This is a genomic window from Caulobacter sp. P1_D6, from assembly GCF_056406095.1.
The window spans coordinates 121,880-131,120 of the sequence record NZ_JBFUAW010000007.1 but is presented as its reverse complement, the minus strand read 5'-3'; the positions used below and the strand labels follow the sequence as shown (position 1 = coordinate 131,120).

Below are 9,241 nucleotides of genomic sequence, written 5' to 3'. Positions count from 1 at the left end.
GTGGGGGAGGTGTCGATCGAAGATCGACGGAGGGGGGAGTTTGCTGGCTCGGCRGGTTCCCCCCACCGACCCTTCGGGTCGCCTCCTCCACAGGGGGAGGGCCTAGGGGCTTCAGGCCGAACGCCAATTCGCCCTTCTCATCCAGTCCCACCATCCGCTCCGCCCAGCCGCCGGCCGTCCGCACGAACTGATGCGCCGGCAAACAGTCCAGCACTTCGTTGGCGACCAGGATCAGCGGCGCGCCGGCCGGCACAGCTTCCAGGCGGTCGACCCAGCTGGGCGTCAGGGGCGTCAGTTTCGCGGCCTGGACCGCGCGCAGCGGCGGCGACACCTCGACCAGCCACAGGTCGGCGGCGTCCAGGAATTCGGGCAGCAGCCTGGCGGCCCGCAGGATGTCGGAAATCAGCGTCCCGTCGCCGGGGCCCATCTCGACCAGCCGCACCGGCGCGGGCCGGCCCATGCGGGTCCAGGTCTCCAGGATCCACAGGCCGATCAGCTCGCCGAACATCTGGCTGACGCTGGGCGCTGTCAGGAAGTCGCCGCCCTCGCCCAGCGCCGGGCGCGTCGCGTAGTAGCCGTCGCGCGGGTCGTGCAGGCAGCGGGTGAGGTACTCGGCGACGCTGATCGGGCCGTCCTGGGCGATCTGGGCCCGCAGGCGGTCAAGCAGGCTCATGATCTTCCGCGACGGGGACGGGAGCCGGCTCGCGCAGGGCCCGCCACAGCAGCCAGGCGCCGACCAGCAGCATCGGGATCGACAGGATCATCCCCATGGTCAGGCCCAGCGGGAAGTCGGGCATGCCGTGATCGGGATTGCGCACGTTCTCGAGCAGGGCCCGGAACAGGCCGTAGCAGATCAGGAAGGTCGCCACGAGCGCCCCCCGACGCTGCAGCCACTTCAGCTTGTAGGCCGCGAAGCTGAGGATCAGGAACAGCACCACGCCTTCCAGCGCCGCTTCATAGAGCTGGCTGGGATGGCGCGGTTCGGGCCCGGCGGGACACGAGCCGCCGTTCGCCGCCTGGATCGTGCGGTTGCAGAAGATCATGCCGAACGGATGGTCGGTGGCCCGGCCCCACAGCTCGCCGTTGATGAAGTTGGCGCAGCGGCCGAAGAACAGGCCGATCGGCACGACCGGCGCGACCAGGTCGCCCAGTTTCAGCATGTCGATCTTCTGCTGGCGGGCGAACAGCGCGATCGCCGCGCACACCCCCAGGAAGCCGCCGTGGAAGGACATGCCGCCCTCCCAGATCTTGAAGACGGCCAGCGGGTTGGCCGCTAGTCCGGCCCGCTGGTCGGCGTTCATCAGCATGTAGAACAGCACGTAGCCGATCCGCCCGCCCAGGATGATGCCCAGGGTGATCCACAGCACCAGGTCGTCGATCTGCACTGGCGTGGCGGTGGGCTTGTGGCCGCCCCACAGCTTGGCGTCGCGCACCAGGACGACGGCGTAGCGCCAGCCCAGCAGGATGCCGGCGACATAGGCCAGGGCGTACCAGCGCAGGGCCAGCGGACCCCATTGCAGCGCCCAGGGGCCGATGTGAACGATGGGGTCGATGTCGGGGAAGATCACGCCGCGAGCGCTCCGGACGGACAGATGGTCGCACCTCTACCGCGTTCCCACTTCGCTTTCATCCCTCGTTTCCCATATAAGGCCAGCGACGAACCGCGCCGCGCCCCCGAGGCGCTTTGGGAATCTCGATGCACAGCCAAAACCCCTTCCTCGACGAATTCGCCAAGCTGACCCAGGCCGCCATGGGCATCGCCCAGACCGCCGGCGAGGAAGCCAAGACGGCGATGCGGGCCCAGGCCGATCGCCTAGCCGCCGAGTTCGACCTGATCCGGCGCGACGATTTCGAGGCCTTGAAGGCGGAAGTGGCGGCGCTTCGAGCCGAAGTCGCCGAGCTGAAGGCCAAAAAAGCCCCGGCCAAGAAGGCCGCCGCTGGTAGCGATAACGCGGCCGAATAGGCGAGTTTCGTTCCCGTTCAGCGTGAAGGCGGTTGTGACGCCGCCCGCGAAGCAGATTAGAGTCCCTTGAGTGGGTGATTTGGACGGGCCCCACGGCCTGTCCCTCCCCGGGGGCCAAAGGTTCTTATGGACACCCAACCGGAAGAAGACGACGTCCTGCTGGCGATGGATCCCCTCGAGGTCGTCGAGCACGTCCTTGCGGCCGAGAACCTGACGTTCGACCGCACCGAGGACGGCGACCTGGCCTTCGCCCTGACCGGCGACTGGAAAGACTACGAGCTGTGGTTCGCCTGGCGGCCCGAGGCCGACTGCCTGCAGCTGTGCCTGTCGCTGGACCTGCGCGCCACCAAGACCAAGCGCCCCGCCGCCTACGAACTGCTGTCGATGATCAACCAGCGCGTCTGGCTGGGCCACTTCGAGGTCTGGACCGACGACGGCGAAGTCGTGTTCCGCCACGCCCTGGCCCTGCCGGCCGGCGAGCGCCCGACCATGGCCCAGGCCGCCTCGATGATCGACGCCGCCGTGGAAGCCGCCGACCGCTTCTATCCCGCCTTCGACTTCCTGCTGCACGGCGCCAAGACCCCCGACGAGGCCATGGCCGCCTGCATGTTCGAGACCGTAGGCCAAGCTTAAGGTCCGGCGGTCCAGATGCCTCGCGGAAGCGCCATCTGGATTGCATGCCTGGCGGTCTCGACGGTCGTGAGCGGGTGCCAGCATCTGTCGCAGGGGCCCTCATACGTACGGCGCGAGAAGGACCCAGCGGAATGCGGGGCGATCGCCAAGGGCCTCAATCCGCATGAAGTCGTGATCAAGATGAGACCCGACGGCGGTTGCGACATCCGTGGGTGGCGATCCTAGAGCTTCGACAGGTCTCTCCGCCTTGGCGGGTGCGGCCGCCCGCGTGACCTGCTAGCAAGCGGCGTCCAGTTCAGCGGAGCCGCCCATGACCACCCCCATCCTCCTCCTCGGCGCTGGACGCATGGGCGGGGCCCTGATCGAGGGCTGGGCCAAGGCAGGGGCCTTCGCCGCCGCCGACCTGATCGTCCGTGATCCCCATGTCGACGCCGGCGCCTTTCCTGGCGCGGCCGTCAATCCGCCGCTCGAAGCCCTGTCCGTTGCCAAGACCGTGCTGCTGGCCGTGAAACCGCAGATCTGGCGCGAGGCCGTGGCCGACGTCGTTCCGCACCTGGCTCCCGACGCGGTGATCGTCTCGATCGCCGCCGGGGTGCGCGCCGCCGACATCTCCGCCGCGTTCGGCGGCCGGGCCGTGGCCCGGGTGATGCCGACCACCGCCGTCGCCATCGGCCTGGGCACGGCCAGCATCTTCGCCGAAACGGCGCAGGCCAGGGCCCGCGCCCACGCCCTGCTCGACCCGGTCGCCACGACGGTCGATCTCGACGACGAGGAACTGATGCACGCCGCGACCGCCGTGTCGGGCTCGGCCCCGGCCTATCTCTACGCCTTTATCGAGGCGCTGGAGGCGGCGGGCGCGGGCCAGGGTCTCGACCCGGCCGCTTCGGCCCAGCTGGCGCGGGCCACCATCGTCGGCGCGGCGGCCCTGCTGGGCCGGGGCGGCGAGGAGCCGGCCGAACTGCGCAGGCAAGTCACCTCGCCGGGCGGCACCACCGCCGCGGCGCTGGGCGTGCTGATGGGCGAGGGCGGGTTTGGAGACCTGCTGCCACGCGCGTTGGACGCCGCCGTGAAGCGGTCGGTGGAGCTGGGCGGGTAAACCCTTGCCCGGATTGGGGACAGGCGCACGTCCCCTCTCCCCGTGGGAGAGGGTTCTTGTAAGCGGGGCCAGAACCCGCCATTTCAGCAGCCATGACCGCCGCCGAAGACATCCTCGATCGCGCCGCCGCCGCGGCCCTGGCCCTGGCCGCCGACCGGCCGTGGACGCAGATCACCCTGCGCGACATCGCCCTGAAGGCCGAGGTTCCGTTCGCTGAGCTCTATTCGCGGGCCGACGGCAAGGGGGCGGTGCTGAACCACCTGGCGACCCGCTTCGACCGCGCCGCCCTGGCCACGGCCTCGGCCGACGACGCGACCACGCACGATCGCCTGTTCGACGCCGCCATGGCCCGGATCGAGGCGATGGAGCCGCACCGCGCCGCCCTGATCGCCATCAGCCGCTCGGAGAGCCTGGTGGTCTCGGCCCTGCGCTTCCCCCGGACCGCCCGCGCCGTCCTGGAAGCCGCCGGCGTCGACGCCACGCCGGCTCGGCTGACCGCGATGTCGGCGGTCTGGGGCCGCACCCTGCAGGTCTGGCGCGACGACGAAGGGGCGCTGAACCGCACGATGGCCGAGCTGGACAAGCGCCTGAAGCAGATGGCCTCGAGCCTGGAGAAGGTCGGGGCGGGGTTCTGATCCCCCGAGCCGCCTCCCAATCCGCGCCAAAGAAAAAAGCCCGCCGGGATCGCTCCCGGCGGGCTTCTTTCGTTCAGGCTATGCGCCCGATCAGCTCTTGGTCGCGTTGGTCGGCAGCTTGCAGCCGCCGCCCACGCCCTTGGCCTGCAGGCAGGACAGGACTTCCTTGGCGTGCGGCGCGGTGGTGTTCAGCGGATAGGCCATCACCCAGCCGGGCAGGCCGTCCGAGCAGGCCACTTCGACATAACCGTCGGTGGCGGTCTGGCCGATGATGCGAGCGCCCGAGACGGTGCAGCTGCCCTTGCCCAGCGACTTCAGGTCGTTCGTCAGGCGCGAGAAGGCGGCGTCCGGCTTGGTGAAGCTGCAACGGTAGCCGTTCATTTCCGAGGTGATGCAGTCGTAGACGATGTTGCTGCTGGCGGTGAAGATGCCGATGCCGCCGTCGGGGCGGTTGGAGCACTTCAGTTCGACGATCTCCTTGCGGGGATCGTTGCTGGGCAGCATGCCGTACTTCTCGACCTTGCAGTCGAAGCCGGCCTTGGTGGCCAGCTTGGTGTAGAGGCCGGCCTGCTCGGTCTGGGCGGCCACGGCGTCGCTCAGGGTGCAGCCGCCGCCGACGAAGCCGGCTTGGGCGCAGTCGATGGCCTTGGCGAACGCGCCGGTGGTGGCGGTCTGCTGGTAGACGTAGCCCTTGCCGTCCTGGCAGGCGACTTCGAAGTAGTTGTCGGTCTTGGTGCTGAGGATGTAGCGCTTGTCCTTGATCGCGCAGTTCTTGCCCGCCGCCGTGTTCAGCGTGTCGACGATGCTCAGCTGGGTGGCCTTGTCGGTCAGCTTGCAGCTGACGGTGCCGCCTTCTTCGTACAGCAGGCAGCTGTTGGCGACGACTTCCTGGTCGATGTTGACCGGGCTGGCGGTCTGGATGACGTAGCCGACGCCGCCCTTACAGGCGACTTCGAAATAGGCGTTCTTGGCGCCGGCGCCGATGGCGCGGGCGTTCTGGATTTCGCAGGCGGTGTTGGTCTTGGCCAGGTAGGGCGCGAGGCCGGCCTTGGGGTCGGCGTTGCCCGGCAGGACGCAGAGCAGGGCGCTGGGCTTGCCGTCGGCGCCGGCGCCGGCGGTTTCCAGGCAGCTGTAGGTCTGCGGCGGCGTGTCCTTCTTGGCGACGACCGCGAAGCCCATGCCTTGCTGGCAGGCGACTTCGTAGTAGTCGGTGGCCGACTTCTTGTCGTTGCCGATCAGGCGCGCGTCCGTGACGGTGCACGAAACGCCGGCGGCCTTGATCAGGTCCGGCGTGGCCTTCATGCCGGCCTCGCGGGCCTTGGCGTCGACGGCTGCCGGCTTTTCCTTTTCCTTCGCCGCCGAGATCACGGTGGCGGGGATAAGCGCGGCGAGCGCGAGGGCGGCCGTCAAGCCGATCGCGATAGGCCTCATGGGGGATGTCTCCTGGGGTAAATTCCTCGCGGCGGACTTAAGGCCCGCTTGCATCAAGGGTCAAGATGTCGTCCGACGGGGGCGCAATCATGACGATGGCTGTGACCGGAGGACGCAGATGCGAGACGGGATCGAGGAAGACGCGCCCGAAACGCCCGAACCACGCCGTCCACGGCTGGTCTATCCGTTCGAAGCGACGCCGGAGACGGGTTCGGGCCAGGCCGTCGAGGTCGCGCCGGGCGTCCTGTGGCTGCGCCAGCCGCTGGGCGGCTCTCTGGGCTTCATCAATGTCTGGGCGATCGCCGACGGCGAGGGCTGGGCGGTGGTCGACACCGGCCTGCAGACCAAGGAGACCTCGCAGGCCTGGCGGGCGGCGTTCGCCGGGGCGCTGGACGGCCGGCCGGTCACCCGGGTGATCTGCACCCACCTCCATCCCGACCATGTGGGCCTGGCCGGCTGGATCGCCCGCAAGTTCGACGTCCGGCTCTGGATGACCCGGCTGGAATACTTCCAGTGCCGGATGCTGGTGGCCGACACAGGCCGCGAGGCGCCCGAGGACGGGGTGCGGTTCTTCCACGCCGCCGGCTGGGACGACGACGCGATCGAGAACTACAAGGCCCGGTTCGGGGGCTTCGGCAAGGCGATCTACCAGATGCCCGACAGCTATCGCCGGATGACCGACGGCGAGACCTTCCGCATCGGCGACCACGACTGGCGGGTGGTGACGGGCCAGGGCCATTCGCCCGACCACGCCTGCCTGTGGTGCCCGGAGCTGGACGTGCTGATCTCCGGCGACCAGGTGCTGCCCCGGATCTCGTCCAACGTCTCGGTGCATCCGACCGAGCCGGACGCCGATCCGCTGACCGACTGGATCACCTCGCTGGCCAAGGTGAAGGCGGCCGTGCCGGACACGGTGCTGGTCCTGCCGGCCCACAACGACCCGTTCCGGGGGCTGCACGCCCGCATCGACCACCTGATCGGCGGCCACGAGCGCGGGCTGGGGCGGCTGGAGGGCAAGCTCTCGGAACCCAAGCGGGCCGTCGACGTGTTCGGCGCCCTGTTCGCGCGGCCGATCGGTCCCGACCTGCTGGGCATGGCCACCGGCGAGGCCCTGGCCCACCTCAACTGCCTGATCGGGCGGGGGACTGCGGTTCGCGAGGCGGACGCGGACGGGGTGAACTGGTACCGGTCCGCCGAACACTAGAATGGGGACGGGCGCATGCGCCTGTCCCCATCCGTAGTCCCGACCTGTGTCGGCCTCAGGCCGGCAGGCGCTTGTCGTACTCGGCCTTGAGCCGGGTCCAGGCGTCCCAGAACGGCGCCGTCTGCGGCTTGCCGCTGATCCTGGTGACAAGGATGTCCAGGTGGGTGTGCCAGCCGGCGCTGACATTGAGCAGGGTGGTGCGGTCGGGCGCGCGGCGGTGGGTGACGGTCAGCAGCACCTTGTCGCCGGCGGGCTCCAGCTCGAACGACACCTCGCCGGTGTTCCAGGCGATGGTGAGCTTGCGGCCGGGCTCCAGGTCGAGGATGCGGCTTTCCAGGCTGTGTTCGGCGGAGAAGCCGTCGGGGCGGCGGCCGGGCGGGTCGCTGAGCTCGTCGTTGCGCCAGGTGAAGGTGAACGGCGCGCCGGCCTTCACGTCCATCTGGCCCGAGGCCAGCCATTGGCGGCGCAGTTCGCTCTCGGTCAGATAGGCCCAGACGCGATCGACGGGCCCGGGCAGCAGGCGCTGGATCTTCAGGGTCATCGGCTCGATCAGTTCGCCATAGGCGTCCAGGGTCGCGAGTTCCGTCATTGGTCGTCTCCTTGTCTGGTGGGCGGGGTCTTGCGGGCGTCCTCCTCGCGGAGGAGCCGGTCGAGCACGTCGAGACGGCTGGTCCAGAAGTGTTCGTAGAAGTTCAGCCACTCGTGGGCGCCGGCCAGCGGGCCGGGCTCCAGGCGGCACAGGTGCGTGCGGCCGCGGACCTCGCGCTGGATCAGGCCGGCGTTCTCCAGGGCCTTGATGTGCTTGGAGGCGGCCGCCAGCGAGATCGCGAAGGGCTCGGCGAGCTGGCCCACCGTCCGTTCGCCGTTGGCCAGTTCGCGAAGCATCCGGCGACGGGTGGCGTCGCCGAGGGCATGGAAGACGGTGTCCAACTGAGGGGCAAGTAATTCAACCATGTGGTTGAATGTGTAGGTCGGCCCGCAAAGAGTCAACCATCTGGTTGAATAATTTCTACATGAGGCCGAAACAATCGTTTGATATTTCGTGCGCGAACTATAATCTTGCCCGCCATGAGCACGCCCCCCGATCGCCGCCTCGTCTTCCTGCTCAACGTCGCGCACCGCAGGGTGCAGCGCTATGTCGAGGCCAAGATGGCCGCCAAGGGCGGGCTGACCGCCGCCCAGTCCGGGGCCCTGTTCGTGCTGGGCCAGAAGGACGGCGCCCTGATCGGCGAGGCCGCCGAGGCCCTGGACCTGGCCCCCTCGGCCATGACCGGCCTGGTCGACCGCATGGTCCGCGCCGAACTGGTCGAGCGCCGGCCCGACCCCAAGGACGGCCGCGCCTTCCGCCTGCACCTGACGCCCCATGGCGAGACGGCCCGCGAGGAGGCCAAGGCCGGGGTCGAGGGCCTGAACGCCCATCTCACCGAAGGCTTCACGGACGACGAGATCGCCGTGGTGTCGCGCTGGCTGACCAGCCTGCAATCGAAGTTCCCCAAAGGAGACCCCTCATGACTGATCACGTTCAGGTCGCCGTCGACGCCGGCGTGATGACCATCACCCTGGCCCGTCCGGACAAGAAGAACGCGCTCTCCAACGCCATGTACGGCGTGCTGGCCGACAGCCTCGAGCGGGCCGAGAGCGAGCCGACCGTGCGGGTGGTGGTGTTCCAGGCCGACGGCGACAGCTTCAGCGCCGGCAACGACCTGCAGGACTTCACCGCCCAGGCCACCGGCGCCTTCACCGGCGAGCGCCATGTGATGCGGTTCCTGAAGAACCTGGCCAAGGCCAAGCGGCCGCTGGTCGCCGCCGTCCAGGGCCAGGCCGTGGGCGTGGGCACGACCATGCTGCTGCACTGCGACCTGGTATATACCAGCCCCGACGCCAAGCTGACCGTGCCGTTCGTCAACCTGGCCCTGGTGCCGGAAGCCGCCTCCAGTCTGCTGCTGCCGGCCCGCATCGGCCACGCCCGCGCCTACGCCATGTTCGCCCTGGGCGAGGCGGTCAGCGGCGAGACAGCCGCCGCCTGGGGCATCGCCAACGCCTGCGTGCCGCTGGCCGACCTGCGCGCCAAGGCCCGCGCCGCCGCCGACCAACTGGCCAAGCGTCCGCTGGGCGCCCTGACGGCCACCAAGTCGCTGATGCGCGACGCCGAGACGATCTCGGCCCTGATGGACAGGGAAGGCGAGCTGTTCGGCCAGCGCCTGCAAACCGCCGAGGCGCGGGAAGCCTTCATGGCCTTCGCCGAGCGCCGCGCGCCGGACTTCAGCAAGGTCGGGTGA

General features: G+C 69.3%; 12 protein-coding genes. 7 read left to right on the top strand and 5 right to left on the bottom strand.

Features of this window, described 5'->3' with window-relative positions:
• Both AC1DYP_RS04940 and lgt read right to left on the bottom strand, forming a co-directional pair.
• The coding region (locus tag AC1DYP_RS04940) for an SAM-dependent methyltransferase (RefSeq protein WP_477045373.1) at positions 1-673 on the bottom strand (673 nt) is incomplete at its 3' end.
• Positions 660-1,568 (bottom strand): prolipoprotein diacylglyceryl transferase, encoded by a 909-nt coding sequence (gene lgt / locus AC1DYP_RS04935; RefSeq protein WP_477045372.1) that lies wholly within the window; start codon positions 1,566-1,568, stop codon positions 660-662. The genes AC1DYP_RS04940 and lgt, both read right to left, overlap by 14 nt.
• Positions 1,569-1,696: 128 nt before the next feature.
• Between lgt and AC1DYP_RS04930 the strand changes: the two genes are divergently transcribed.
• The 4 genes from AC1DYP_RS04930 (at position 1,697) to AC1DYP_RS04915 (ending at position 4,327) form a co-directional block, all read left to right on the top strand.
• On the top strand, positions 1,697-1,963 hold the full coding sequence (locus AC1DYP_RS04930; protein WP_477035204.1) for an accessory factor UbiK family protein: 267 nt from the start codon (positions 1,697-1,699) through the stop codon (positions 1,961-1,963).
• A 126-nt stretch (positions 1,964-2,089) separates the two neighbouring features.
• A complete protein-coding gene (locus AC1DYP_RS04925) occupies positions 2,090-2,596 on the top strand; it encodes a type III secretion system chaperone family protein (RefSeq protein ID WP_477035205.1) in 507 nt (168 codons plus the stop codon).
• 310 nt (positions 2,597-2,906) lie between these two features.
• The gene (gene proC, locus AC1DYP_RS04920; protein ID WP_477045371.1) at positions 2,907-3,692 is read left to right on the top strand and encodes a pyrroline-5-carboxylate reductase; all 786 of its coding nucleotides are present in this window, start codon (positions 2,907-2,909) and stop codon (positions 3,690-3,692) included.
• 92 nt (positions 3,693-3,784) lie between these two features.
• Positions 3,785-4,327, top strand: a complete 543-nt coding sequence (locus AC1DYP_RS04915; protein WP_477045370.1) for a TetR family transcriptional regulator — start codon at positions 3,785-3,787, stop codon at positions 4,325-4,327.
• A 90-nt stretch (positions 4,328-4,417) separates the two neighbouring features.
• On the opposite strand, the gene AC1DYP_RS04910 is transcribed toward AC1DYP_RS04915, so the two are convergent.
• The gene (locus AC1DYP_RS04910; RefSeq protein WP_477045369.1) at positions 4,418-5,758 is read right to left on the bottom strand and encodes a hypothetical protein; all 1,341 of its coding nucleotides are present in this window, start codon (positions 5,756-5,758) and stop codon (positions 4,418-4,420) included.
• Between the two features lie 118 nt (positions 5,759-5,876).
• Here AC1DYP_RS04910 and AC1DYP_RS04905 point away from each other — a divergent pair, with 118 nt between their 5' ends.
• Positions 5,877-6,962, top strand: coding sequence for an MBL fold metallo-hydrolase (locus AC1DYP_RS04905; protein ID WP_477045368.1), 1,086 nt, complete (start codon positions 5,877-5,879; stop codon positions 6,960-6,962).
• 55 nt (positions 6,963-7,017) lie between these two features.
• Here AC1DYP_RS04905 and AC1DYP_RS04900 read toward each other — a convergent pair whose 3' ends face one another.
• Both AC1DYP_RS04900 and AC1DYP_RS04895 read right to left on the bottom strand, forming a co-directional pair.
• Positions 7,018-7,551 carry an SRPBCC family protein gene (locus AC1DYP_RS04900; RefSeq protein ID WP_477045367.1) on the bottom strand — a complete coding sequence of 178 codons (534 nt, stop codon included), beginning with the start codon at positions 7,549-7,551 and terminating at the stop codon, positions 7,018-7,020.
• On the bottom strand, positions 7,548-7,892 hold the full coding sequence (locus AC1DYP_RS04895; RefSeq protein WP_477035211.1) for an ArsR/SmtB family transcription factor: 345 nt from the start codon (positions 7,890-7,892) through the stop codon (positions 7,548-7,550). The genes AC1DYP_RS04900 and AC1DYP_RS04895 overlap by 4 nt, the downstream gene beginning before the upstream one ends.
• 138 nt (positions 7,893-8,030) lie before the next feature.
• On the opposite strand from AC1DYP_RS04895, the gene AC1DYP_RS04890 reads away from it, so the two are divergent.
• Together AC1DYP_RS04890 and AC1DYP_RS04885 are read left to right on the top strand one after the other, a co-directional pair.
• Entirely contained in the window at positions 8,031-8,474 is a 444-nt protein-coding gene (locus tag AC1DYP_RS04890; protein ID WP_477035212.1) for a MarR family winged helix-turn-helix transcriptional regulator, read from the top strand.
• Complete coding sequence (locus tag AC1DYP_RS04885; RefSeq protein ID WP_477045366.1) at positions 8,471-9,241, top strand: enoyl-CoA hydratase; 771 nt, start codon at positions 8,471-8,473, stop codon at positions 9,239-9,241. The genes AC1DYP_RS04890 and AC1DYP_RS04885 overlap by 4 nt, the downstream gene beginning before the upstream one ends.